The sequence below is a fragment of the Microbacterium sp. Leaf159 genome, assembly GCF_001423615.1.
GTDB lineage: Bacteria > Actinomycetota > Actinomycetes > Actinomycetales > Microbacteriaceae > Microbacterium.
The window spans coordinates 79,710-102,269 of sequence record NZ_LMOU01000003.1; the positions used below are offsets into that span (position 1 = coordinate 79,710).

The following is a 22,560-nucleotide window of genomic DNA, read 5'->3' on the forward strand; positions in this document are numbered from 1 at the left end:
CGAAGGGGGCGATCGTCGTGCCGACCGTGAAAACGAGCGTCTGACCCAGCAGGCGGAAGAAGTCGCCGGTCAGCACATCGATGATGTTCTGGAATCCGACGAACTCGCGACCGGGCTCGACGAGGCTCTGCTTGAAGAACGCGGTGATCAGAGCGGTGATCAGGGGGTAGACCACGACCGCCGCGAGGAGCGCCAGGCCGGGGGCGGTGAGCAGCAGTGCGAACATGCCGTCGGTGAGCCGTCGAGGCTTGCGACCTGTGTCTAACTGTGTAGAACTGCTCGTTTCTGTCATCTAGGTCATCCTTGGCCTTGGGGTGGACAGGAGCACAAACGCTGTGCTGCGGGGGAGACTCCAGTATTTCCGGAGAATCAGGCCAAGGTCAACTGAGATCGACAATCGGTAAAAGTTGTTAAGAAGTGCGCGTTTATGTGCCTTACGTAAGACGGTCTTCTGGCCTCGGCGGGGTGGTGGAGGATGTGTCGAGGGGTGGAGACTCAGGCGCTCGCGCGCCGTGCGCGGTACGCGGCCACGGCGTTGCGGTTCGTGCAGGTCGTCGAGCAGTAGCGCTTCGAGCGATTGCGCGAGAGGTCGAGGGCGAGAGCGTCGCACGTGTCGTCGGCGCAGATCGAGATGCGCGAGCCCTCGTCCGCACGGATGACGTCGATCAGCGCCATGGCGGTCTCGATCAGCACGCGCTCGGCGAGCGGGCGTTCGTCGGCGACGGCGTGCAGGTGCCAGTCCATGCCGTCGTGGCGCACGAGCCTCGGCGCGAGGGAGGACTCGGCGAGGGCTGCGTTGACGTGTGCGGCCATCTCGTCTCGGGGCGCGAGCAGCAGGGCGCGCAGACGCGGGCGCAGGTCTCGCAGGGAGGCGAGCTCGGCCTCGTCCCGGTCGAGCCGACCCGAATAAGGGAAGTCCACGAGGAAGGCGTCGTAGTCGGCGAGCGTCTCGAGAGTCTCAGGCTCCTCTGCCGAGTTCACCAGCCAGACGGCCGAGCGCAGGGCCTCTTCCGTGTCATCGGTGAAGTTCATGTTGACACCTTACATCCTGCGCGAGTAGCGTCACCTGTCATGAGCAAGGTTGCAAATGACATCACCGCGCCGGGCGTGCGCCTCGGTCTGCCGTTGGCGATCGGCGCGGCCTTCGCGTTCGGGATGTCGGGCGCCTGGGCCCGCGGCCTCATCGATGCGGGGTGGACGCCGGGAGCAGCGGTAACCGTCCGCGTCTGGGTCGCGGCGCTCGTGCTGCTCGTGCCGAGCATCCTGTCGCTGAGGGGTCGATGGGGCGTGCTCAAGAAGAATGCCGGCATGGTCGCCGCCTACGGCCTGCTCGCCGTGACCGCCACCCAGCTCTGCTACTTCCAGGCCGTCGCCGTGATGGACGTCGGCCTCGCGCTGCTCATCGAATACACTGCGCCGATCGCCGTCATCCTCTGGCTGTGGCTCCGCCGGGGCGAACGGCCCAGCCGTCGCAGCGTGATCGGCGCCGCCATCGCCTTCGTCGGCCTCGTGCTGATGCTCGACATCATCACCGGCGCCGAGGTCAATGTCGCCGGCATCCTCTGGGCGCTCGCCGCGATGGTGGGGGCGGCGACCTACTTCCTGCTCTCGGCCAAGGCCGACACCGGGCTGCCGCCGATCGCGCTCGCCGGGGGAGGGCTGCTGCTCGGCGCGGTCGCTCTCACGATCGCCGGCCTCATCGGCATCCTGCCCATCGCCTGGACGACCGACGACATCACCTATCGTTTCGGCACCGTGCCGTGGTTCCTGCCGGTGCTCGCGATCGGCCTCATCGCGACCGCCCTCGCCTACGTGCTCGGCATCGCCTCGACCCGGATGCTCGGTTCCCGCCTCGCGTCGTTCGTCGCGCTCTCCGAAGTGGTCGCCGCGCTCCTGTTCGGCTGGCTGCTGCTCGGTCAGCTGCCCGATCTCCTGCAGGCTCTCGGTGGCGTGCTGGTGCTGGTCGGCGTGGTCGTGGTGAAGCTGGGCGAGCCGCGGCCCGCCGAGTTCGTCGAGCCGATACCGGATGCCGTCGAGCAGCCGCAGCGTTAGTGCAATGTATACGCGAAGCACTCGTCGGTCACCCGAATGACCGCGTTACTGCATTTGTGTATACACTGAGAGCATGAGCTCTGTCGCCGATCGCATCACCGCGAGCGACCGAGCGCACGCGGCGTTGCTGGATGAGATCCAGTCGGGCGCCCTCCCCGCCGGGTTCGTACTGGGCGAGGTCGAACAGGCCGCCCGCCTCGGGATCAGCCGCACGCCGATGCGCGAGGCCCTCCGCCGCCTGGCAGCCGACGGGCTCGTCGTGCAGCAGTCGCCGCGGGTCACGGTGGTGGCAGACCTGGATGCCGACGACATCCGTGCCCTGTTCGAGATCCGCCGCGCGCTCGAGGAGACATCCGCCCGTCTCGCCGCCCAGCGAGGAGACGCCTCCCTCTTCGCCGCGCTCGCCGACGAATTCGCGCACGTCGACCTCGCCGCCGTCGAAGGCCGCGACGCGTACTACGCCCTGATCGCCCGGTTCGACGCCGCGCTCGACCAGGCCGTCGACAACGACTACATCGCCTCGGCGCTGCGCACCGTGCGCACCCACCTCGTGCGGGTGCGGCGCATGGCCCGCGACAAGCCCGACCGCCTCGCGGCCTCGGCGGCCGAGCACCGCACGATCGCCGCAGCCCTCGGCGCGCGAGACGGCGACCTCGCCGCCCACGCCACGCACGTGCATCTGCACAACGCGCTCACCGGCATCCTCGACTCCCTGACAGCCAACCCAGAAGGTGTGAAATGACCGTCACCCACCACGTCCGCGTCCACCGCAGCGACGAGAACCTCGCTCGCGAAGACCAGCTCGCCTGGAAGATCGCCGAGGTCGCCGCCGATCCGGTCGAGGTCGAGCAGGACGTCACCGACATGATCATCAACCGCATCATCGACAACGCGTCGGTCGCCGCGGCATCGCTCACTCGCGGCCCCATCAACGCGGCCCGCGCCCAGGCGTTCAGCCACCCCGTCTCGACCGGCGGCATCGGCGCCACGGTCTTCGGCGCGGCGCTCGATCACCGCACCAGCCCCGAGTGGGCGGCCTGGGCCAACGGCGTGGCCGTGCGCGAGCTCGACTACCACGACACGTTCCTCGCGGCCGAGTACTCGCACCCGGGTGACAACATCCCGCCGATCCTCGCCGTCGCCCAGCACGTACAGGCCGACGGTCGCGCGCTGCTGCGCGGCATCGCCACCGGTTACGAGATCCAGATGGACCTCGTGCGCGCGATCTGCCTGCACAAGCACAAGATCGACCATGTCGCGCACCTCGGCCCGTCGGCCGCAGCAGGCATCGGCACCCTGCTCGGCCTCGACGTCGAGACGATCTATCAGGCCGTCGGCCAGGGTCTGCACACCACCACCGCCACCCGCCAGAGCCGCAAGGGCGAGATCTCGACCTGGAAGGCGCACGCCCCGGCGTTCGCCGGCAAGCTCGCGGTCGAGGCCGTCGACCGGGCGATGCGCGGCCAGACCAGCCCCGCCCCGATCTACGAGGGCGAAGACGGCGTGATCGCCTGGATGCTCGACGGCAAGGATGCCGCCTACGAGGTGCCGCTGCCCGCCGCGGGCGAGGCGAAGCGTGCGATCCTCGACTCGTACACGAAGGAGCACTCGGCCGAGTATCAGGCGCAGGCGTGGATCGACCTCGCCCGCAAGCTCGGCACCGAGAACCCGGCGCTGCGCGACCCCGCGAACATCGAGGCCGTCGTGCTGCACACCAGCCACCACACGCACTACGTGATCGGCTCGGGCGCGAACGACCCGCAGAAGTACGACCCCACCGCATCGCGCGAGACGCTCGACCACTCGATCCCGTACATCTTCGCCGTCGCCCTGCAGGACGGCGGCTGGCACCACGTCGACTCGTACACCCCCGAACGTGCGGGCCGCGAAGACACCGTCGCGCTGTGGCACAAGATCACCACGGCCGAGGATGCCGAGTGGACGCGCCGCTACCACTCGGAAGATCCCGATGTGAAGGCGTTCGGCGGTCGCGTCGAGTTCCGCCTGACCGACGGCACGACCGTCGTCGACGAGATCGCGGTCGCCGACGCGCATCCGCTCGGCGCCCGTCCGTTCGCACGGGACAACTACATCGCGAAGTTCCGCCTGCTGGCCGAGCCCGTGCTCGAGCCCGCCGAGATCGAGCGGTTCCTCGAGCTGGTGCAGCGTCTGCCCGAGCTCACGGCGGCCGAGGTCGGCGAGCTGTCGATCATCGCCAAGCCCGGCCTGCTCGAGGGTGCCGACGCCCCGAAGGGCCTGTTCTGATGCTGTACTCCCACGTCACCCCGGCCGAGAAGCGCCGCCTGTTCCGCGAGCGGCTCGAGAGCGGTGAGCTGCTGCGGTTCCCCGGCGCCTTCAACCCGCTGAGCGCCCGACTGATCGAGCAGAAGGGCTTTGACGGGGTCTACATCTCGGGCGCGGTGCTCTCTGCCGACCTCGGAGTCCCTGACATCGGCCTCACCACACTGACCGAGGTCGCCGGCCGGGCCAAGCAGATCGCGCGGATGACCGACATCCCCGCGATCGTCGATGCCGACACCGGCTTCGGCGAGCCGATGAACGTCGCCCGCACGATTCAGGAGCTCGAGGACGCAGGCCTCGCCGGCACGCACATCGAGGACCAGATCAACCCGAAGCGCTGCGGCCACCTCGACGGCAAGAGCGTGGTCGACGAGAGCACGGCGATCCGTCGCATCCGCGCGGCCGCCGACGCGCGTCGCGACCCGAACTTCCTGATCATGGCGCGCACCGACATCCGTGCGGTCGAGGGACTCGATTCGGCGATCGATCGCGCCAAGGCGCTGGTGGATGCCGGGGCCGATGCGGTCTTCCCCGAGGCGATGCGCACGCTCTCGGAGTTCGAGGCGATGGCGGAGGCGCTCGACGTGCCGATCCTCGCCAACATGACCGAGTTCGGCAAGAGCGACCTGTTCTCGGTCGACCAGCTGCGGGATGCCGGTGTGAACATGGTCATCTGGCCCGTCTCGCTGCTGCGCATCGCGATGGGCGCGGCGGGCCGTGCGCTCGATACGCTGAACGAGGAGGGGCACCTCACCTCGAAGCTCGGTGAGATGCAGCACCGTGCCGATCTCTACGACCTGATCGACTACGAGTCCTACAAGGAGTTCGACTCGGGCGTCGCAGGCTTCACCGTCACGAAGGAGTGAGCATGACCGAGCCGGACATCAAGAAGGGCCTCGCCGGGGTCGTCGTCGACACGACAGCGATCTCGAAGGTCAACCCCGAGACGAACAGCCTGCTCTACCGCGGGTACCCCGTGCAGGAGCTGGCAGCGACCCAGCCTTTCGAGGCGGTCGCCTACCTGCTGTGGCACGGCGAGCTGCCGACGTTCGAAGAGCTGGCGGCCTTCCGCGCGCAGGAGCGCCCGCATCGAGCCCTGACCGACAACGTCAAGGCGGCGATCGACCTGATCCCGCTCGAGGCGCACCCGATGGACGAGGTGCGCACGGCTGTCAGCCTGATCGGCGCCTCCGACACGAACGCCGGCGGGTCTGTGCTCGATGCCGGCGGCAGCCCCGAGGAGAACCTCGAGCGCAGCATCCGCCTGTTCGCCGCTCTTCCGGCGATCGTCGCCTACGGCCAGCGCCGACGCCGCGGCGAGGAACCGATCGCGCCGCGCGACGACCTCGACTACTCGGCGAACTTCCTCTGGATGACGTTCGGCGAAGAGCCCGATGCGGTCGTCGTCGACGCGTTCAACCGCTCGATGATCCTGTACGCCGAGCACTCGTTCAACGCCTCGACCTTCACGGCCCGCGTGATCACGTCGACCCTCAGCGACCTGTACTCGGCCGTGGTCGGCGCGATCGGCGCGCTCAAGGGGCCGCTGCACGGCGGCGCGAACGAGGCCGTGCTGCACATCTTCGACGAGATCGGCGAGGCCTCGAACGTCGTGCCGTGGCTCGACAAGGCTCTGGCGGAGAAGCGCAAGATCATGGGCTTCGGACACCGCGTCTACAAGAGCGGCGACTCGCGGGTGCCGACGATGAAGGCGGCACTCGACACCCTGGTCGAGCACTACGACAAGGCAGAGGTGGCAGAGCTCTACGACGCTCTCGAGTCGGAGTTCGTGGCGCGCAAGGGCATCTACCCGAACCTCGACTACCCGTCGGGCCCCGCGTACAACCTGATCGGCTTCGACACTCTCACCTTCACCCCGCTGTTCGTCGCGGCGCGGGTGACCGGCTGGACGGCCCACGTCATCGAGCAGGCCGGCGCCAACGCGCTGATCCGCCCGCTGTCGTTCTACGACGGTGTCGACGAGCGGCACATCGAGGGCTGACCGCTCACCGCGTACCGCTCACCGCAGACGCAGAGATGCCCGGGCCCTCCGCGGACCCGGGCATCGCTGTGTCAGGGGATCAGGCCAGCTCGATCACCGACCACGACAGCGGCGGCAGTGTCGCGCGCACCGCGCCGTCGACGACCTCGGCACCCGCCAGCGGCACCATGTGCACGGCATCCTGCGTGGTCTCCAGGTTCGCGGTGTGGCGGTCGCCGCCCTCGGGGATCGTCAGGGTCTCGGCGTTCACGACCCGGAGCCCCGTGAGTCCGCGGAGCTCCACCGTCAGGTCGCTCTCCTCATCGAGCGAGCGGTTCGCGACGAAGACGACGACGCGTCCGGTCTCCTCATCCCAGGTGGCTGCCGCGTCGACCGCGTCGACCCCGCCGTAGCGCTTGGTCTCGATCTGCGGCGCCGACACCGCGAGGCGCAGGATGCGGCCCTTCGCGAGACGAGCCATGCGCTCGAAGGGCCAGAAGCTCGTCTGACGCCACGCCGGACCGTTCTCCTCCGAGCGGATCGGCGCGATCACGTTCACGAGCTGCGCCTGGTTGGCGATCTTCACGCGGTCGCCGTGGCGCAGGAGGCTGTTGAGCAGCGTGCCGACGACCACGGCATCCGTCACGTTGTAGCTGTCTTCGATCAGACGCGGATGCTTCTTCCACCCGGCCTTGGCGATCTCGACCGACTCGACGTCGTTGAACTGCACCTGGTCCCACACGTTCCACTCGTCGAACGAGATGTCGACCTGCTTGGTGTGCTTGCCTGCGGCCTTCACGGCGTCGATCGTCGCGATGACGCCGTCGATGAAGGCATCCATGTCGACCGACTCCGCGAGGAACGACTCGGCGTCGCCGTCGTGCTCCTGGTAGTACGCGTGCATCGAGATGAAGTCGACCTCGTCGTAGGCGTGGGTCAGAACCGTGTTCTCCCAGGTGCCGAACGTCGGCATCGACCGGCCGGACGAGCCGACCGCGACGAGCTCGATGGTCGGGTCGACGAGCTTCATGGCCTTGGCCGACTCCTGGGCCAGGCGTCCGTACTCGGTCGCGGTCTTGCCGCCGATCTGCCACGGTCCGTCGAGCTCGTTGCCCAGGCACCACAGCTTGATGTCGAACGGCTTCTCGGCGCCGTTCTTGCGACGGAGATCCGACCAGTAGGTGCCGCTCGGGTGGTTCGCGTACTCGACGAGCGAGCGGGCCTCTTCGACGCCGCGGGTGCCGAGGTTGATGGCCTCCATGACCTCGACGTCGGCCTCCTTCGCCCAGTCCATGAACTCGTGCAGACCGAACGCGTTGGTCTCGATCGTGTGCCAGGCGCCGTCGATGCGCACGGGGCGATCCTCGACGGGGCCCACCCCGTCTTCCCAGCGGTAGCCGGAGACGAAGTTGCCCCCGGGGTAGCGGACCACGGTCGGACCCATCTCCTTCACCAGGGCGAGGACGTCCTGACGGAAGCCGCGCTCGTCGGCCTGCGGGTGCCCCGGCTCGTAGATGCCGGTGTACACGCAGCGCCCCATGTGCTCGACGAACGACCCGAAGAGCCTCCGGGGGACGTCGGCGATGGTGAAGTCGCGGTCGATGGTGATGCGGGCCTGAGACATTGCTCTCCTAGATTTCTGGCTCTCGAGCCGGGTGGGGGACTACTGACCGCCGAAGCCGCTGGTCGCGACTCCCTTGACGATCTGCTTCTGGAAGATGATGAACACGATGATCAGCGGCAGCGCCGCGAGCACGGCCTGCGCCATGACCTGGGCGTACTGCACGCCGTAGGCGCTGATGACCGTCTGGAGTCCGACCGGCAGCGTCATCAGTGTGGTGTCGTTGATGACGAGGAACGGCCAGAGGAAGTTGTTCCACGCGCCGATGAACACGAAGATCGCGACGGATGCCAGGATCGGCCGCGAGAGCGGCAGCACGATCGACCAGAAGATGCGCAGTCGGCTTGCGCCGTCGACCCGCGCCGCATCTTCGAGCTCGATCGGGATCGCGTCGAAGAAGCGCTTCAGGATGAACACCATCGCCGGGGCGACGACCTGCGGCAGGATCAGACCCCAGTAGGTGTCGATCATGTTGAACGCGAGCATCTCGTAGAACAGCGGGATGATCAGCACCTGCGGCGGCACCACGATCGAGGCGATGATCGCCACGAACAGCCACTTGCGACCGGTGAAGTCGAGTCGAGAGAACGCGTAGGCGGCCAGGGCCGAGATGGTCAGCGTGATCAGGGTCACGGCGATCGAGGTCCACAGGCTGTTGAACGCCCAGGTGTAGACGTTGCCCTGCGACAGGATCGCCGTGAAGGCCTCGACCGTCGGCCCGGTGGCGCCGATCCACGACGGGTCGCCGCTGGCGGCATCCGTCTCGGTCTTGAAGGCGGTCGCGACCGCCCACAGGAACGGCAGCAGCCAGCCGACCGCGAGGATGATCAGCACGACGAGAGCGCTGATGCGGAGGGCGCCGAACGGCTTCTGACCCGGCAGGTGCGAGCGGCGGGCGCGCGCGGGCTTGGCGGTGGTGATGGTCTCGGTGAGAGTGGCGGTGGACATCACAGCTGCGACTCCTTCCGGCGGCGCGAGATCAAGGCCTGCGCGACGCCGATGATGACGATGAGAGCGAAGAACACATAGGAGATCGCGGCCGAGTAGCCGAATCGGTAGCTGACGAAGCCGGCTTCGTAGATGTACTGGACGATCGAGCGGGTGGTGTCGCTCGCGACGCCGCCGAGCATCTGGTACGCCTGGTCGAACAGCTTGAGCGACGCCAGGATCTGCAGGATCAGGATCAGGACGGTCGCGGGGCCGAGCTGCGGGAGCGTGATCGACCAGAACTGCCGCCACGGGCCCGCGCCGTCGAGGGATGCCGCTTCGTACTGCTGCGGCGGGATGTTCTGCATCGCCGCGAGGTAGAGCAGGAAGTTGAATCCGACCGTCCACCAGACGGTGGCGATCACGATCGACAGCATGTTCGTGTCGGGGTTCTGCAGCCAGGCGAGCGGCTCGAGACCGAAGGCCTTCAGGATGTTGTTGGCCGCGCCGATCTGCGGGTTGAAGATCCAGACCCAGATCTGCGAGATCACGGTCGAGGCGAGCAGGTACGGCATGAAGAACGACAGCCGCCACAGCCACTGGCCGGGGATGCCGCGGTCGACGAGTGCGGCCATGATCAGAGCGATCGCGACGAGCGGGACAGTCGAGAGCAGCGTGAACCACACCGTGTTGCCCATCGAGCGCCACATGACCGGGTCGGCCAGTGCCTCGGCGTAGTTCGCGAAGCCGACGAAGGCGCCGCCTGCGCCGGTGAGCGACTGGTCGGTGAAGCTGAGGATGATGCCGTGCACGATCGGCCAGGCGAGGAACAGCACGAAGGCGATGAGGAACGGGGCGAGGAACGCCCAGCTGATGAGCTGCTCGCGGTTGCGAGAGCCGGCGCGACGGATCGGCAGCGCGGCCTTGGAGCCGGTGACGATCGTGCGGGTGGAGTCGGTTGCCGTGGTCATGATGCGAACTTCCCCTCGGGATCAGCCGGGTTCGGCTGGCTGAGGAGCGTGTTCACGCGGGCCTCGAACCGGTCGATCGCGGCGGCGGGGTCGTCGCCCGAGAGCAGCACGCCCTGCACGGCGGCGCCGAACTCGCCCTGGAAGTTCGATCCTGATCCGGTGAACCACGCGGTCGGGTCGTAGACGACGTGCTGAGCGGCCTCGGCATAGTGCGCCTGCGGGATCAGGTCGTCGTACTCGGGGGATTCGGTGACGGGAAGGAAGGCGGGGATGTGTCCGGCTTCTGCCCAGCCGAACGAGCCCTTCAGCATGTCGGCGACGAACTGGTAGGTCAGGTCGCGCTTCTTCTCGTCGGCGTTGGTCTGGTGCGGCAGCACGAACGAGTGCGAGTCGGCGTAGACCGCCGGCGTGCCGTAGAGAGTGGGGATCATGGTCGCGTCGAACGGGATCCCGGCGTTCTGCATGGTGCGCAGCTCCCAGACTCCGGTGAACAGCATCCCGCTCTTGCCGGTCGCGAATTCGGCGACGGCGCTGCCGTAGTCGGCCTGCGCGAGGGCGATCTCGCCGTCGAGCAGGGTGCGCATGAGCGAGAGCGATTCGACCGCGGCATCCTTGTCGATCACGGCCTTGCCCCCAGGCGGGAGCTCCATCGCGCCGCCGTGCTGCGAGTAGAAGGTGTAGAAGAGGCGCCACATCTGGGCGCCGTCGCCGAGGTAGCCGTACGAGAGCGCATGGCCGTCGGCCTGGCCGCCGATCGTGCGCAACTGGTCGACGAACTCGTCGGGGGAGGAGGTCTCGATCAGGCGGCCGTCGCTGTCGAGCACACCCGCGGCGTCGCAGATGTCGGTGTTGAACATGGCGACGAACGGATGCGCGTCGAGCGCGATGCTGTACATGTTCTCGCCGACGAAGCCCTTCTCCCAGATGGGCTTCGGGAACTTCGTGCTGTCGACGCCGAGCGAGGAGAGCCGGTCGAGGTCCCACGTGTCGAGCAGGCCCCCAGGAGCCCAGCCGACGGTGCGGGTCGCATGCATGATCGCGACATCGGGGGCCCGGCCACCGGCGCCGGCCATCGCGAGCTTCGTGTAGTACGGGGTGCCCCAGGCGAGGACCGTGGGTCGGATGCGGTACGCGCTCTGCGCGGAGTTCGCGGTGTCGAGCAGCTGCGACATGGTGACGCCGTCGCCGCCCGAGAGCAGATGCCAGAACTGCAGGGTCGTGGTGTTCGAGCCGGGGACGGTGCCGGGGGCGCAGCCGGCGAGCAGGGCTGCTGCGGCTGTGACCGATGCTGCGGTCAGGAACTGCCGTCTGGACATATCGAGCGGGGGCGTCATCGTCACTCCTTCGTGACTGCGGGCGGGATCGAGGTACATCATTACATCGATGTAATCGCGGGCGCAAGAGGGATCGTGAGCGGGCCGGTCGCCACGGGATGCCGCGCGGCTGCGCGCGTCAGGGGCGGTAGCCGCGCGGAGTGCCCTGCGTGCTGTCGCGCTCGAGCAGGTGGTGCGAGAGGGTGAGAGCCCTGGGTGGGGTCGCCCGGTCGTCGATGCGTGACTCGAGCAGCCCCAGCGCCGCATCCGCGAAGGCACGACGATCGAAGGCGATCGTCGTGAGCGACGGCGAGGTGTAGCGCGAGAACTCGACGTCGTCGAAGCCTGTCACGATCACATCGCCCGGCACGCTCACGCCGTGGTCGTGGAGGGCGTGCAGGGCGCCGAGAGCCAGCGAATCGGTGAAGGCGACGATCGCGTCGAACGCGACGCCACGGCCCAGCAGCGTCTGCACGCCATCGGCTCCGCCGGTCATCGACCACGGCATCGGGTTGATCTCGAGCGCGGTGTCTCGTGCGATGCCGGCCTCGCGCAGGGCGTCGTGCACGCCCTCGAGGCGCAGACGGCTGGTCGCCGTGGCGACCGAGGGGTCGTCGTCGGCGCCGATCACCGCGATGCGAGTCGCGCCACGCGAGAGCACATGCCGAGTGACGTCGGCGGCTGCCCGGCGGCTGTCGATGCGCACGTGGTCGGCCCTGTTCTGCTCGACCTCGCCCAGCACGACGAGCGGAGGAAGGCGATCGGCGTACTTCAGCACGCTGTCTTCGAGGCGGATGGGGTTGAGGATCAGCCCATCGACGAGATGGGCGCGAGCGCGAGAGACCAGCTCCCTCTCGCGCTCGGGGTCGGTCGCCGTCTCTTCGATCTGCACGGCGAGCCCACGTTCGTGGGCGGCGTCGACGAGGCGGTGCATCAGCTCTGCCGAGAAGGCGGTCGCCAGATCCGGCAGAGCCACGGCGATGATTCCGGAGCGACCCTTGCGGAGTCCTCGGGCGCTGAGGTTGGGCACGAAATCGAGCTGCGCCATCGCCGCCTCGACCTTGACGCGGGTCTCGTCTCGCACGGCCACCGTGCGGGTGACGACGTTCGAGACGGTCTTCGTCGAGACTCCCGCCAGAGCGGCGACGTCTTTCATCGTCGCGCGGGGAGGCGGCATCGCTGTCATCCGGTCAGCCTATCCATGCGCGTCGTCATCGTCGCTGCTCCATCGATGGAGGCAGAGGCCGCCTGACTAACATGGCGCCATGACCATCGAACGCAACTGGGCAGGCAACCTCACCTATCGCGCATCCGCGGTCGAGCATCCGTCTTCGATCGAGGAGCTGCAGTCGCTGCTCGCGCGCGGCGGGTCCGTGCGGTTCCTCGGCTCTCGGCACTGCTTCAACGACATCGCCGACACCGACGGGGTGCTCATCGCGCTCGACCGGCTGCCCGTCGTGTTCGAGATCAATGACGCCCGCGACGCCGTGCGCGTCTCGGGCGGGCTGCGCTACGGCGACATCGCGCCGCGCCTCGGGGCGGAGGGGCTTGCTCTCGCGAACCTCGCTTCGCTGCCGCACATCTCGATCGCCGGGGCCGTGGCCACGGGCACGCACGGGTCGGGCGATGCGACCGGGTCGCTGGCGACAGCGGTGCGCGCTCTGACGATCATCACCCCGGCCGGTGAGGCGCGGACGCTCTCACGCGGTGACGCGGACTTCGACGGCGCGGTCGTGAGCCTCGGGGCGCTCGGCGCCGTCGTCGAGGTCACACTTGACGTCGAGCCGACCTACGACGTCGCACAGCATGTGTTCGAGCATCCGTCGTGGGATGCGATCCTCGCCGACTTCGACGAGGTCACGGGCATCGGCACGAGCGTCAGCATCTTCTCGACCTGGACCCGCACCGACATCGCCGACCAGATCTGGGTCAAGCAGCGTCACCCCGAGGCGCATGAGCTCGTCCGCGACGACCTCTTCGAGCGGCTCGGTGCGGAGCCGGCGACGGCGAAGCGGCATCCGATTCTCGGCGTCGATCCTGTCGCCTGTACCGAGCAGCTCGGCGAGCCGGGGCCGTGGTTCGAGCGGCTCGCGCACTTCAAGCTCGAGTTCACGCCGTCGGCCGGCGCCGAGATCCAGAGCGAGTACCTGGTGCCCCGCGCAGACGCGGTCGCCGCGATCCAGGCGGTACGCACGCTCGCCGGTCAGATCGCACCGCTGCTGCTCGTGAACGAGATCCGCACGGTCGCCCCTGACTACCTCTGGCTGAGCTCGTCGCAGGGGACGGATGCCGTCGGCATCCACTTCACGTGGAAGCCCGACGAGGCGGCGGTGCGTGCGTTCCTGCCGACGCTCGAGGCGCTTCTGCCGGCGACCGCCCGCCCGCACTGGGGCAAGGTCTTCACCCTCGACCCGGCGGAAGTGCGTTCGCGCTACCAGCGGTGGGACGACTTCGCCGCGCTCGCCGCCCGATTCGACCCCGAGCGCCGGCTCGTGAACCCGTACCTGGAGCGCCTCGGGCTGTAGAGCTCTTCCGTTCCGCTCGTCCGAATGGCCCCATCTCGCATCGAGGTGGGGCCATTCGCGTGAGTCGGGCACCGCTCGAAACTGCATCCCGGAACATCGGTATGCGCGACTCCGATGCCGATTACGTACTCGTATGAGGACGTAGCGTTGTCATTTGTGACCTTCGGGAGGTGCGATGACGGACGTGGAGACCGACGAGCTGCGAGCCTTCGCGACGAAGGCGGCGAGTCTGCGGAGTGACTTCGGTTCGGCGGTGGTTGCCCAGTCGTCGGGCCTGGGGGCGGGGCCGATCACCGCGGCGGTGGCTCGATTCGGTGACACCTGGACGACGGCATTGGGGCGGCGTCTCGGAGACGTCGACATGGTGGCGGAGAATCTGCGGCAGACGGCCGAGGTGTTCGACCGGGGCGATGACGCGTCGCGCAGCGAACTCGACCAGATGATCTGGGCCGAGAGCGACTACTGATGTCCGAACTGGGGGCGACGACGGATCCGGTCGCGCTGGTGCCCGGATCGTGGGCCGCGGCGCACACGGTCGCGGCGGCGTGGCGGTCTCGGTCCGAGGCCGCCACGGCGCTTCATGACGGGTTGCGTCGCCTCGAAGTCGATTCCGCGTGGACCGGGCACCCGTATGAGAAATACCTCGAGCGGGCCGAGTACGTGCGGTCGTCCTGGCAGAAGTGCAGTGAGCACCTGATGAACGGCGCCGCCGCTCTGTCGGCCTATGGGGATGCTCTGCGGTGGGCGCAGGACGAAGCCGCACGCGCCATCGACTTGTGGGAGCAGGCGGAAGCAGCGACGATCGCTTCACGCCAGGAGCACCAGATGAAGGTGCGCGAGCTGGAACGCGACCTTCACCTGCGACCCGTCGAACTCGACGTCCCGTTCATCGATGGCGGGGCGGACCTGCGCGCACAGGCGGTCGACGTCTTGACGAACGCGCGCGGTGTGCTGAATCGGTATGCCGTCGACGCCGCGAACGCCATCCATGATGCGGCGGATGCGGCGCCCCTGCAGACACCGAAGCAGGCGGAAGGCGCAAAGAACTGGGCGGTCGCGGGGGCGATCGGCACGGTCATGTTCGAGACCGCCGTGCTCAACCCGGCGATCGAGCAATTGAACTTCATCGCCTCGATGGGCACCGCGCTCATCAACCACCCCGACATCCTCCTCGAGCTCCTCGGGGGAGTCGCGCTCGTGGTCGGGGGCGGCACGATGATCGGCGGCGGAGGTGCGCTCGCGCTCACCGGGGTGGGAGCTGCGCCCGGTGGCGGTCTCGCCTGGGTCGGTGTAGGCGTCGCCGGCGCAGGACTCGCCGCAGCCGGGCACGCCGGGACCCGATGGATGAACGAGGCGACCGGTGACGACGCGGTCTCCATCGCTCAGCGGCCGCCGCCGCATCCCGAACATGGTGGCCGTGACGTCCTCGGTCACTACAACGGCGATGGACAGCGCCCCTGGGTCGACACCGAGAAGCTCGGGTTGGATCGAGTCGCGGAGAGCACCGGTGCAGATATCGTCCGCGACAAAGTACGTGCGACGATCGAGGGGTTCCGCCAACCCGGAGCGACTTCCGATCAGCACCGGTACTTCGATGGTCTATTCAGCAACGGCGACGGGACGTGGACGGCGATCGAGGTGAAGGGCGGCACCGGATCCCGCGATGCAGCTCAGAGGGGATTCGACGCGATGGTCAGTGTCGAGCGACCTGCGACCGCGACGTTGAATGGTCAGACCATTCGGATCGTGGACGTGATCCTCAAACATGTTCCGTGAACCGAATACTCCAGAATCAGAGAGAGTCACCTGATGGCGATCACACGCACACATGTCACACAGCAGAACGGCTACAGCCGCATGGCGTTGATCGACAGCATCAGGCCGTACCCGGAGCAGATCCGATACTCGCTGAATCGGATGAACGGCTCGTCGTTCTGGGCGTGGAGCCTGTGGCGCGCACCAGAAGGTGCGGACCTGCTGGAGAGCATCCCGTTCAGCGAGGAGTACATGCAGTGCGCCGGCACCGCCGATGCACTGGCACTGGAGGTTCGCCGCATCGAGGCCGACGGCACCCCCCACCAGTACGCGATCGGCAAGCCCGGCGGTGACCGCACCGGGGAGCCCACCGAGGTGATCCACTACGACGACGGTCGCCACAGCACCACGGTCTACCCACACGAGGTCTTCACCGCCGACGAGGCGGCGGTCATCTTCTACACGTATTTCCTCACCGACGAGGTGTCTCAGCCATACGAGCTCCGCGATCTGCACCTGAGCTGGCCGACGCCCGAGCCCGACGAGGGTCAAGGTTGATGCGCATCCGCGTCGAACACGAGCCGCTGGCCCAGTCGATCGCCGTTCTCGCCGACACCGCGCAGCAGATCCGAGCGCTTCTCGAAGACCTGGACTCCGAAGCAACCGAGCTGAAGCACCTGTGGACCGGGCACGCCCAAGACGCCTACTCCCGCGCTCACCGCGAATGGAGCGAGTGTGCCGACGGCATGCAGACCGCTCTCACCAGCGCCGCGACCGCCGCAGCCCGTGCTCAAGCGCGCACTCGCGAAGCCGAAGCCCACGTCGCCGGCCTCTGGAGCTGAATCACTCCGTCGGGATCCAGACCCGCATGGTCGACGGACCGCGCCGAGCCCAGTCGTGATACGCGATCAGCGGGGCATCGACAGTGTCGCCCGTCGAGCGATGCCGCACCGGCAGCACCACATGACCCTCGCGCTCGACGGGCTCTCCCGCAACGATCGCGTCGCCGACATCGGCTCCGAGATCGATCGACTCGAGCGCCAGAACTTCGGGGCCTCGTTCGATCACGACGCTGCCTCGCACCGCATCCACCATCGGATTCGGTGACGTGGCCCGCGCCACGATCGGCAGGTTCAGCTCGACGACGTCGCCGGCGCGGAACGATCGCGTCACCGACACAGAGCCGACGGCGGCGGGCTCCGACGACTCGTCCTCGCCCGAGCGCACTCGCACGAGCGCGCCCTCGGCCCACGCCGGCACCCGCAGCGTCAGCGTGAACTCGGCATCCTCGGCGATCGTGACGCGAACATCGCCCTCGACGGGGTAGGCCGTCGACACGTCGAACGCCGCGACGCGGCCGTCGGGCAGCGTCGTGCGCACGGTCGACGGTGCGTACTGGTGCAGCTGCACGCCGTCCTCATCGGCCGTGGCCACATACGCCGCGAGACTGGCGAAGGTGCGGGCCACGTTCGGCGGGCAGCAGGACACCTCGAACCAGGGCGCGCGCAGCGATGACGAGGCGCGCGGCGACGTGGCATCCGGATCCGCAGGAATCCCCGGCGTGCGCTGATGCAGCGTGTTGGCGTAGAAGAACGAGCGTCCGTCGTCACCGGGCGAGGTCGCGACGACGTTGAACAGGGTCCGCTCGATCAGGTCGGCGTACTGCGCCTCACCGGTGGCGAGCAGCAGCCGCCACGAGAACATGATCGAGCCGATCCCGGCGCAGGTCTCGGAGTAGGCGCGATCCGGCGGCAGCTCCCAGTCGTCGCCGAACGCCTCGTCCTGATGGTGCGACCCCTGGCCACCGGTGACATAGGTGCGGCGCTCGACCGTGCGATCCCATTGCGACCGCAGCGCGTCGAGCAGCGACCCGTCGGACAGCTCGGCGGCGACGTCGGCCGCAGCCGACGACAGGTAGTTCGCCCGCACGGAGTGCCCGCGAAGAGCCTCGGCGTCGCGCACCGACACGTCATCCTGGAAGTAGCTGCGCCCCCATTCGATCTCGCCCAGCGACCCACGCCCGTGGCGCTCGACGAACAGGGCGGCCTGGTCGATGTAGCGCTGCTCGCCGAGTGCGCGACCGAGCTCCGCGAGACCGACCTCGACCTCGGCGTGCCCGCAGATCGCGTCCCGGCCTTCAGAGCCGAACTCCCGGCAGACGAGGTCGGCCGCGCGTCGGGCGATGTCGATCAGCCCGTCGTCGGCATCCGGCCTCGTGCGCACCCGGGCGACGGCCGCCTGGAACAGGTGCCCGAGGCAATAGAGCTCGTGCCCCCACTGCAGCGCCGACCAGCGCTCGCCCTGACCGTCGCGCCCGAACATCGTGTTGAGGTATCCGTCGGACTCCTGCGCCGCGGCGACCCGGTCGACCACGCGACGGAACCGCTGCTCGAGGTCGTCGTCGGCTGCGGCATCCGTGCGGCCGATCTCCCAGGCCAGCGCCTCGAGATATTTGTAGATCTCGGAGTCGGCGAACTCGCGCCCGCGGCGTCCTGCGGGCAGGGTGCCGGCGGCGGCGAGATCGAAGTTCGGCAGCCATCCCTCGGACTCGAGTCGCGACTCGATGTGCGTGAGCGTGGCCGTTCCGTTGACGGCCTGGCGGTCGCCCCAGAATCCTCCGGTGATGCGCACCTCGCCCAGGCCGAGCGGGCGCAGGCGACCGCGCGTGGGGACCACGGGAGCGGCCGGTGTGGTGGTGTCGAACATGGTCATCCCTTGAAAGCGCCGGACATGAAGCCGCGCACGTAGTGTCGTTGCAGGATCAGGAAGAGCAGGATGCAGGGGAGTGCCAGCACGACGACCCCCGCCTCGGTCGCGCCGTAGTCGACGACGCCCTGCACCTGTCCTCGGAGGTTGGCCACCGCGAGCGGCAGCGTCATGCGGTTGGTGTCGTTGATGAGGATCAGCGGAGCCATGAAGTCGTTCCACGCCGTGAGGAACGCGAACAGCCCGACCGTGACGAGCCCCGGCTTGACCGCCGGGAGCAGCACCCGCCACAGGGCGCCCCAGCTGGAGCATCCGTCGACCATCGCGGCCTCGTCCATCTCCCTCGGGATCGACTCGAACGAGATGCGCATCATGAACATCGAGAACGGCAGCTGGAACATGGTGATCACGAGCGCGACGCCGACGAGCGAGTTCTGCAGCCCTACCGCGTTGAGGATCACGTAGAGCGGAATGAGCAGCGTCGCGTACGGCACCATCAGGATCGCGAGGGTCAGCAGGAACAGCGCGTTCTTGCCGGGGAACGAGAAGCGTGCGAACGCGTATCCGCCCAGCAGCGAGATGAACAGCGTGAGCGCCACCGTGAGCACCGACACGAAGAGCGAGTTGCCGAGGTACACCCAGATGCCGGCCTGGTACTCGCCGAGGGCGGCGTAGTTGCCGAAGCCCCAGCCGTCGGTCTGGCTGGTGCCGGCCATCGGGCTGATCGACGAGACGCCGGTCCAGATGAGCGGATAGAGGAAGATCACCGCGAGGGCTGTGGTGAACACCCAGTACGGGATGCCGAAGACGACGCGTGCGGCCTTCGAACGGTACCGAGGCGCAGTGGGCTGATGATTCGGGGCGACGATGGTGCGCGTCAGGGTCTGGGACATGGTTCTCAGCTCAGTTCTCATCCGTGCGGCGGAACGCGCGCAGCTGGAAGACGTTGACGACGATGAGTGCGAGCAGCACGATCACCGAGAGGGCGCCGGCGATGCCGAGGCTGTTCTGCCCCTGGAACGCGACGTTGTAGATCAGCTGCACGACGGTCATGGTGCTGTTGTCGGGGCCGCCCTTGGTGAGGATGTAGAACTGCTCGAACGCGAGCAGCGACCCGGTCACGCACATCACGGTCGTGAGCGCGAATGTCGGCTTGAGCAGCGGCACCGTGATGTCGCGGAACGTCTGCCACCGATTCGCGCCATCGATGCGAGCGGCCTCGTAGACGTCGTCGGGGATGCCCTGCAGTCCCACCAGCATCAGCAGCATGTAGAAGCCGGCGTAGCGCCAGACGATCAGGAAGATCGTCGACCACAGCGCGCCCTCCGGTGTGCCGAGGAAGGTGATGCCCCACGACTTCATCAGCTGCGCGAACGGGCCGGCGATGGGGGAGTACAGCACATAGAAGAGCAGCGAGGCGGATGCGAGACCGAGGGCACTGGGGATCAGGAACGCCGTGCGCAGGAACCCCTTCCACCGGGTCGATTCCTGCACGAGCAGGGCGAGTCCGAGACCGAGGCCGATCAGGATCACGGTCGTGATGACCGTGTACAGCAGGGTGAAGCGGATCGAATCCCAGAAGAGGCGGTGAGTGACGGCATCCGCGTAGTTCTCGGGGAAGTTGATGCCCTGGTTGCCGCTCAGCAGTGGCCAGTCGGAGGCCGACATCTGCACCACGAGCACCAGCGGGACGATGAAGAGCAGGGCGACGAAGATCGCCGTCGGGGCTGCGTACAGCCAGCCCTGCACCGGGCCGCCGAAGGCGGTGCGCCGTCTGCGGCGACGCAGCGGAGGTGCGGTCGAGGTCATCACGTTCTCTTTCGATCAGAAGTGCGGGGGCGTGCGGGAGGCGGGGGCGGCGCGATGCGCGTCGCCCCCGCGATGGGTCACTGCGACAGGATCGCGGTGATCTCCTCGTTGTCTGCCGGCACCGAGTCGTCGCCGTTCAGCACGGCGTTGCGCACCAGCGTCAGCCACGGGCTGCCCGGGGCGTTGAACGCCTGCTGGAAGTTCAGCGCGACCGGGGTGTCGCCCTGAGCCGCGACCTCGTTGATCGTGACCAGGCGCGGGTCGGCCGCGGCGTACTCGTTGTCGGCCAGGTCGCCGCGTGAGACGGCGTTGCCGTCCTTCGCGAGCACCTCGACCTGGGCATCCTCCGACATCATCCAGTTGAGGAAGTTCCAGGCCTGCGCGGCCTTCTTCGAGTCCTTCGAGATGCCGATGCCATCGCCGCCGACGAAGGTCGAGGCGCCGCCGTCGACACCGGGGATGCCGGCCACGCCCGCGTCGAACTCGAGGGAGGGGAGGAGGGTCGCCGGGAACGGCATCACGCCGACCTTGCCCTCGCTGAACGCGGCGGTCCAGGTGGGGCCGGCCTCATCGGTGGAAGAGGGGAGGATCGCCCCGGCATCCTGCAGCTCGGCCCACGTGTCGTAGACGGCCTGGGCGGAGTCGCCGTCGAGCAGGGATTCGGTGCCGTCGTCGCTCATGACCTCGTCGCCGGATGCCCAGATCGAGGGGAACCAGGTGAAGACCAGGCAGCCACCGCAGTTGAGGCCGGTCGCCGTGCCGTACGTGTCGGGCTTGTTCAGCGCCTGCACGGCCATGGCCGCCTCGGCGAACTCCTCGAGTGTGGCGGGTGCCTTCTCGGGGTCGAGACCGGCCTCGGCGAAGAGCTCCTTGTTCCAGAACAGCATCGACAGGTCGAGGGCGAACGGCAGCACGTATTCGGCGCCGTCGACCGTGCCGGCCGACAGGTGACCCGGGTTGATCTCATCCTTGAAGTCGAGGGCATCGATCTGCTCGGACATGTCCTGGAACAGGCCCTGCTGGGCCCAGTTGGGCACGTAGACGATGTCGGCGGCGAACAGATCGGGCAGGCCGCTGGAACCGGCTGCGGCGCCGACCTTGGCGACGTAGTCGTCGTTGGGGACGACAGTGAGCTCGACCTGGTTCTCATGGCTGGCGTTGTAGGCGTCGACGAGCAGCTTGGCCTGGCGCTCGATGGGCGCGCGGGTCCACAGCGTCAGCGTGGTGCCGTCGTCGGTGCCCTCGGCGGGGATGGGCTCGTCTGCGGCGGTGTCGTCGGCGGCGGGTGCGCAGGCGGCGAGACCGCCGACGAGCAGGCCGGCCGCGATGACGGCTGCTGCTGCCCGGCGTGCGGCGTGTGTACGGGTGGTGTTCATGGGCGGGGGCTCCTCTGGGCTCGTCCTCGAGCGGGTGCGGTGTGGCGCTTCGACAGTGCAGCGCCGGGTGTGGAGATGAGGTGGAGATCGGGTTCTCCGAAATCTACGAAAACCCTTTCGAAAGGTATAGCGTGGTTTCAGCGGGGGCGTCAACCCTCGTTCCGATAACCTTTCAGCAACAGGGAGTGGGATGAGCGATACGACGGCAGCACGGGCGGTGACCCTCGGCGACGTCGCCGCGCGCGCCGGAGTCTCGATCTCGACGGCCTCCAAGGCGCTGAACGACCGGGGCGACGTATCGGCGGCGACCCGGGCCAAGGTGCGCGCGATCGCCGATGAGCTCGCCTTCACGCCCAACGCCATGGCGCGCGGACTGCTCGCCGGGCGTACGGGAACCGTCGGGCTGCTCACCAGCGACCTCGAGGGTCGCTTCATGATCCCGATCCTGATGGGAGCCGAGGATGCCTTCGGCGCCGGTCGCATCAACGTGTTCCTGTGCGATGCGCGGGGTGACGCGATCCGCGAGCAGCACCATCTGAAGGAGCTGCTGAGCCGCCGGGTCGACGGCATCATCGTGGTGGGGCGGCAGACCGACCCTCGACCCTCGCTCGGGCAGGAGATCCCTGTACCGGTCGTCTACGCGTACGCGCCGTCGGACGACCCGCGCGACCTGTCGCTGACCCCGGACAACTACGCCGGAGGGCGTCTCGCGATCGAGCACCTGCTCGCGTGCGGGCGGCGGCGCATCGCGCACATCTCGGGCGACCCGACGTATGCCGCAGCCCAGGATCGCCTGGCCGGGGCCAGGGCTGCGCTCGGCGAAGCGGGGCTCGAGCTCGTGGGCGAGCCGATGTTCTCGGAGTGGACCGAGCACTGGGGGCGGGATGCTGCGGCGATGCTGCTGCAGCGGCATCCCGACATCGACGCCGTGTTCTGCGGATCCGACCAGATCGCTCGCGGCGTGCTCGATTCGGCGCGGGATCTCGGGCGCACAGTGCCCGACGACCTCGCCGTGATCGGCTACGACAATTGGGAAGTGCTCGCCACCAACGCGAGACCCGAGCTCACCAGCATCGACGCGAACCTGCAGCAGCTGGGGCGTCAGGCGGCCCTCCGCGTATTCGATGCGATCGACGGCATCGACGTCGGCGAGGGTGCACACCACCTGCCCGTGCGGCTCGTGATCCGCGGATCGACCATCGCCCGGCGCTGAGCCGCCCTGG

General features: G+C 68.1%; 21 protein-coding genes and 1 pseudogene. 11 read left to right on the top strand and 11 right to left on the bottom strand.

The window, feature by feature from the left end:
• Both ASF80_RS19490 and ASF80_RS18265 read right to left on the bottom strand, forming a co-directional pair.
• Window positions 1–292: pseudogene (locus ASF80_RS19490) on the bottom strand (hypothetical protein); the annotation flags it as partial.
• A 203-nt stretch (window positions 293–495) separates the two neighbouring features.
• The gene (locus ASF80_RS18265) at window positions 496–1,032 is read right to left on the bottom strand and encodes a CGNR zinc finger domain-containing protein (RefSeq protein ID WP_056313885.1); all 537 of its coding nucleotides are present in this window, start codon (window positions 1,030–1,032) and stop codon (window positions 496–498) included.
• A gap of 39 nt (window positions 1,033–1,071) precedes the next feature.
• On the opposite strand from ASF80_RS18265, the gene ASF80_RS18270 reads away from it, so the two are divergent.
• From ASF80_RS18270 to ASF80_RS18290, 5 genes are all read left to right on the top strand, one after another.
• On the top strand, window positions 1,072–2,052 hold the full coding sequence (locus ASF80_RS18270) for an EamA family transporter (RefSeq protein ID WP_056313887.1): 981 nt from the start codon (window positions 1,072–1,074) through the stop codon (window positions 2,050–2,052).
• Window positions 2,053–2,125: 73 nt separating this feature from the next.
• Window positions 2,126–2,794 carry a GntR family transcriptional regulator gene (locus ASF80_RS18275; RefSeq protein ID WP_056313889.1) on the top strand — a complete coding sequence of 223 codons (669 nt, stop codon included), beginning with the start codon at window positions 2,126–2,128 and terminating at the stop codon, window positions 2,792–2,794.
• Complete coding sequence (locus ASF80_RS18280; protein ID WP_056313891.1) at window positions 2,791–4,317, top strand: MmgE/PrpD family protein; 1,527 nt, start codon at window positions 2,791–2,793, stop codon at window positions 4,315–4,317. Before ASF80_RS18275 ends, ASF80_RS18280 begins: the two co-directional genes overlap by 4 nt.
• The gene (gene prpB / locus ASF80_RS18285; protein WP_056313893.1) at window positions 4,317–5,219 is read left to right on the top strand and encodes a methylisocitrate lyase; all 903 of its coding nucleotides are present in this window, start codon (window positions 4,317–4,319) and stop codon (window positions 5,217–5,219) included. Before ASF80_RS18280 ends, prpB begins: the two co-directional genes overlap by 1 nt.
• 2 nt (window positions 5,220–5,221) lie before the next feature.
• Window positions 5,222–6,355 (top strand): bifunctional 2-methylcitrate synthase/citrate synthase, encoded by a 1,134-nt coding sequence (locus tag ASF80_RS18290; protein ID WP_056313895.1) that lies wholly within the window; start codon window positions 5,222–5,224, stop codon window positions 6,353–6,355.
• Window positions 6,356–6,434: 79 nt separating this feature from the next.
• Here the strand turns inward: ASF80_RS18290 and ASF80_RS18295 are convergent, their stop codons facing one another.
• The 5 genes from ASF80_RS18295 to ASF80_RS18315 form a co-directional block, all read right to left on the bottom strand.
• Window positions 6,435–7,958 (bottom strand): alpha-N-arabinofuranosidase, encoded by a 1,524-nt coding sequence (locus tag ASF80_RS18295; protein WP_056313897.1) that lies wholly within the window; start codon window positions 7,956–7,958, stop codon window positions 6,435–6,437.
• A gap of 39 nt (window positions 7,959–7,997) precedes the next feature.
• On the bottom strand, window positions 7,998–8,903 hold the full coding sequence (locus tag ASF80_RS18300; protein ID WP_056313899.1) for a carbohydrate ABC transporter permease: 906 nt from the start codon (window positions 8,901–8,903) through the stop codon (window positions 7,998–8,000).
• Window positions 8,903–9,853 carry a carbohydrate ABC transporter permease gene (locus tag ASF80_RS18305; protein ID WP_056313900.1) on the bottom strand — a complete coding sequence of 317 codons (951 nt, stop codon included), beginning with the start codon at window positions 9,851–9,853 and terminating at the stop codon, window positions 8,903–8,905. Before ASF80_RS18305 ends, ASF80_RS18300 begins: the two co-directional genes overlap by 1 nt.
• Complete coding sequence (locus ASF80_RS18310) at window positions 9,850–11,187, bottom strand: extracellular solute-binding protein (RefSeq protein ID WP_056314023.1); 1,338 nt, start codon at window positions 11,185–11,187, stop codon at window positions 9,850–9,852. The genes ASF80_RS18305 and ASF80_RS18310 overlap by 4 nt, the downstream gene beginning before the upstream one ends.
• A gap of 118 nt (window positions 11,188–11,305) precedes the next feature.
• Complete coding sequence (locus ASF80_RS18315) at window positions 11,306–12,352, bottom strand: LacI family DNA-binding transcriptional regulator (RefSeq protein WP_056313902.1); 1,047 nt, start codon at window positions 12,350–12,352, stop codon at window positions 11,306–11,308.
• A gap of 79 nt (window positions 12,353–12,431) precedes the next feature.
• On the opposite strand from ASF80_RS18315, the gene ASF80_RS18320 reads away from it, so the two are divergent.
• The 5 genes from ASF80_RS18320 to ASF80_RS18340 all read left to right on the top strand — a co-directional run bounded on the left by ASF80_RS18320 (window position 12,432) and on the right by ASF80_RS18340 (window position 16,288).
• Complete coding sequence (locus ASF80_RS18320) at window positions 12,432–13,691, top strand: D-arabinono-1,4-lactone oxidase (protein WP_056313904.1); 1,260 nt, start codon at window positions 12,432–12,434, stop codon at window positions 13,689–13,691.
• Window positions 13,692–13,866: 175 nt separating this feature from the next.
• Window positions 13,867–14,157 (top strand): type VII secretion target, encoded by a 291-nt coding sequence (locus tag ASF80_RS18325; protein WP_056313907.1) that lies wholly within the window; start codon window positions 13,867–13,869, stop codon window positions 14,155–14,157.
• Window positions 14,157–15,467, top strand: a complete 1,311-nt coding sequence (locus tag ASF80_RS18330) for a putative T7SS-secreted protein (RefSeq protein WP_056313909.1) — start codon at window positions 14,157–14,159, stop codon at window positions 15,465–15,467. Before ASF80_RS18325 ends, ASF80_RS18330 begins: the two co-directional genes overlap by 1 nt.
• A 33-nt stretch (window positions 15,468–15,500) precedes the next feature.
• Window positions 15,501–16,004 (top strand): hypothetical protein, encoded by a 504-nt coding sequence (locus ASF80_RS18335; protein WP_056313911.1) that lies wholly within the window; start codon window positions 15,501–15,503, stop codon window positions 16,002–16,004.
• The gene (locus ASF80_RS18340) at window positions 16,004–16,288 is read left to right on the top strand and encodes a WXG100 family type VII secretion target (RefSeq protein WP_056313913.1); all 285 of its coding nucleotides are present in this window, start codon (window positions 16,004–16,006) and stop codon (window positions 16,286–16,288) included. Before ASF80_RS18335 ends, ASF80_RS18340 begins: the two co-directional genes overlap by 1 nt.
• A 1-nt stretch (window position 16,289) precedes the next feature.
• Here the strand turns inward: ASF80_RS18340 and ASF80_RS18345 are convergent, their stop codons facing one another.
• The 4 genes from ASF80_RS18345 to ASF80_RS18360 all read right to left on the bottom strand — a co-directional run bounded on the left by ASF80_RS18345 (window position 16,290) and on the right by ASF80_RS18360 (window position 21,337).
• Window positions 16,290–18,158 carry a beta-L-arabinofuranosidase domain-containing protein gene (locus tag ASF80_RS18345; RefSeq protein ID WP_157521137.1) on the bottom strand — a complete coding sequence of 623 codons (1,869 nt, stop codon included), beginning with the start codon at window positions 18,156–18,158 and terminating at the stop codon, window positions 16,290–16,292.
• Complete coding sequence (locus ASF80_RS18350) at window positions 18,155–19,045, bottom strand: carbohydrate ABC transporter permease (RefSeq protein WP_082488481.1); 891 nt, start codon at window positions 19,043–19,045, stop codon at window positions 18,155–18,157. Before ASF80_RS18350 ends, ASF80_RS18345 begins: the two co-directional genes overlap by 4 nt.
• Window positions 19,046–19,055: 10 nt before the next feature.
• A complete protein-coding gene (locus tag ASF80_RS18355) occupies window positions 19,056–19,961 on the bottom strand; it encodes a carbohydrate ABC transporter permease (protein WP_056313919.1) in 906 nt (301 codons plus the stop codon).
• Between the two features lie 77 nt (window positions 19,962–20,038).
• Window positions 20,039–21,337 (bottom strand): ABC transporter substrate-binding protein, encoded by a 1,299-nt coding sequence (locus tag ASF80_RS18360; protein WP_056313921.1) that lies wholly within the window; start codon window positions 21,335–21,337, stop codon window positions 20,039–20,041.
• 190 nt (window positions 21,338–21,527) lie between these two features.
• Between ASF80_RS18360 and ASF80_RS18365 the strand changes: the two genes are divergently transcribed.
• Window positions 21,528–22,550: a LacI family DNA-binding transcriptional regulator gene (locus ASF80_RS18365; RefSeq protein ID WP_056313924.1), complete on the top strand. Its 1,023-nt coding sequence runs from the start codon at window positions 21,528–21,530 to the stop codon at window positions 22,548–22,550.
• Window positions 22,551–22,560 lie beyond the last annotated feature (10 nt).

Excerpts from the sequence above, each read along its gene's own strand:
- ASF80_RS18330 (WP_056313909.1), top strand. The coding sequence starts at position 14,157 with ATGTCCGAACTGGGGGCGACGACGGATCCGGTCGCGCTGGTGCCCGGA.
- ASF80_RS18360 (WP_056313921.1), bottom strand. The coding sequence starts at position 21,337 with ATGAACACCACCCGTACACACGCCGCACGCCGGGCAGCAGCAGCCGTC.
- ASF80_RS18320 (WP_056313904.1), top strand. The coding sequence starts at position 12,432 with ATGACCATCGAACGCAACTGGGCAGGCAACCTCACCTATCGCGCATCC.
- ASF80_RS18355 (WP_056313919.1), bottom strand. The coding sequence starts at position 19,961 with ATGACCTCGACCGCACCTCCGCTGCGTCGCCGCAGACGGCGCACCGCC.
- ASF80_RS18350 (WP_082488481.1), bottom strand. The coding sequence starts at position 19,045 with ATGTCCCAGACCCTGACGCGCACCATCGTCGCCCCGAATCATCAGCCC.
- ASF80_RS18310 (WP_056314023.1), bottom strand. The coding sequence starts at position 11,187 with ATGACGCCCCCGCTCGATATGTCCAGACGGCAGTTCCTGACCGCAGCA.
- ASF80_RS18275 (WP_056313889.1), top strand. The coding sequence starts at position 2,126 with ATGAGCTCTGTCGCCGATCGCATCACCGCGAGCGACCGAGCGCACGCG.
- ASF80_RS18345 (WP_157521137.1), bottom strand. The coding sequence starts at position 18,158 with ATGACCATGTTCGACACCACCACACCGGCCGCTCCCGTGGTCCCCACG.
- ASF80_RS18295 (WP_056313897.1), bottom strand. The coding sequence starts at position 7,958 with ATGTCTCAGGCCCGCATCACCATCGACCGCGACTTCACCATCGCCGAC.
- ASF80_RS18305 (WP_056313900.1), bottom strand. The coding sequence starts at position 9,853 with ATGACCACGGCAACCGACTCCACCCGCACGATCGTCACCGGCTCCAAG.
- ASF80_RS18365 (WP_056313924.1), top strand. The coding sequence starts at position 21,528 with ATGAGCGATACGACGGCAGCACGGGCGGTGACCCTCGGCGACGTCGCC.
- ASF80_RS18340 (WP_056313913.1), top strand. The coding sequence starts at position 16,004 with ATGCGCATCCGCGTCGAACACGAGCCGCTGGCCCAGTCGATCGCCGTT.
- ASF80_RS18315 (WP_056313902.1), bottom strand. The coding sequence starts at position 12,352 with ATGACAGCGATGCCGCCTCCCCGCGCGACGATGAAAGACGTCGCCGCT.
- ASF80_RS18280 (WP_056313891.1), top strand. The coding sequence starts at position 2,791 with ATGACCGTCACCCACCACGTCCGCGTCCACCGCAGCGACGAGAACCTC.
- ASF80_RS18265 (WP_056313885.1), bottom strand. The coding sequence starts at position 1,032 with ATGAACTTCACCGATGACACGGAAGAGGCCCTGCGCTCGGCCGTCTGG.
- ASF80_RS18325 (WP_056313907.1), top strand. The coding sequence starts at position 13,867 with ATGACGGACGTGGAGACCGACGAGCTGCGAGCCTTCGCGACGAAGGCG.
- ASF80_RS18290 (WP_056313895.1), top strand. The coding sequence starts at position 5,222 with ATGACCGAGCCGGACATCAAGAAGGGCCTCGCCGGGGTCGTCGTCGAC.
- ASF80_RS18270 (WP_056313887.1), top strand. The coding sequence starts at position 1,072 with ATGAGCAAGGTTGCAAATGACATCACCGCGCCGGGCGTGCGCCTCGGT.
- ASF80_RS18335 (WP_056313911.1), top strand. The coding sequence starts at position 15,501 with ATGGCGATCACACGCACACATGTCACACAGCAGAACGGCTACAGCCGC.
- ASF80_RS18300 (WP_056313899.1), bottom strand. The coding sequence starts at position 8,903 with ATGTCCACCGCCACTCTCACCGAGACCATCACCACCGCCAAGCCCGCG.
- prpB (WP_056313893.1), top strand. The coding sequence starts at position 4,317 with ATGCTGTACTCCCACGTCACCCCGGCCGAGAAGCGCCGCCTGTTCCGC.